Origin of the sequence: Streptomyces sp. NRRL F-5126 (assembly GCF_000721265.1) — a bacterium.
In the GTDB taxonomy this organism is placed as follows: Bacteria; Actinomycetota; Actinomycetes; order Streptomycetales; family Streptomycetaceae; genus Streptomyces.
Genome location: NZ_JOFZ01000065.1, coordinates 1 through 521, shown reverse-complemented (window position 1 = coordinate 521; position 521 = coordinate 1). Strand labels below are relative to the sequence as shown.

At 69.3% G+C, this 521-nt stretch carries 1 protein-coding gene; it reads right to left on the bottom strand.

What is annotated here, in order from left to right; genetic code table 11:
- Nucleotides 1-521, bottom strand: a 521-nt coding sequence (locus IH48_RS33920; RefSeq protein ID WP_037844049.1) for a polyketide synthase dehydratase domain-containing protein, incomplete at both ends; no start/stop codon positions are given.

Here is a 521-nt window from a genome sequence, read left to right as displayed (position 1 = left end):
TGGGGGTGTCCAGGGCCTGTAGGGCGATGGTGTGCAGGGCGGCGTCGAGGAGTGCGGGGTGGATGTCGAACGCGTCGGCTTCAGGAGCCTCGGGGAGGGTGATGTCGGCGTAGGTGTGGTGGTTGTCGTGCCATGCGGCGGTGAGGCCCTGGAAGGTGGGGCCGTAGGTGTAGCCGTGCTCGGTGAGGAGGGGGTAGGCGTCGTCCACGTCGATCGCCGTGGCGTTGGCCGGCGGCCACACGGTCAGGTCGACCTGGGGGTCTGCTGGTGTGGTGTTGGTGAGGGTGGCGGTGGCGTGGGTGGTCCAGGGGGTGGTGTCGTCCGGGGTGGCAGCGTGCGCGCGGGTGCGGATGGTGAGGGTGCGGCGTCCGTCGTGGGGTGGGGTGAGGGTGGCTTGGAGATCGAGCGGGGAGCTGTTTAGGAGCAAGGGTGTGTGGAGGGTGAGTTCTTCGAGGTGGGGGTGTCCGGTGTGGTGTCCGGTGTGTAGGGCGAGGTCGACGAATGCCGTCCCCGGGAGGAGC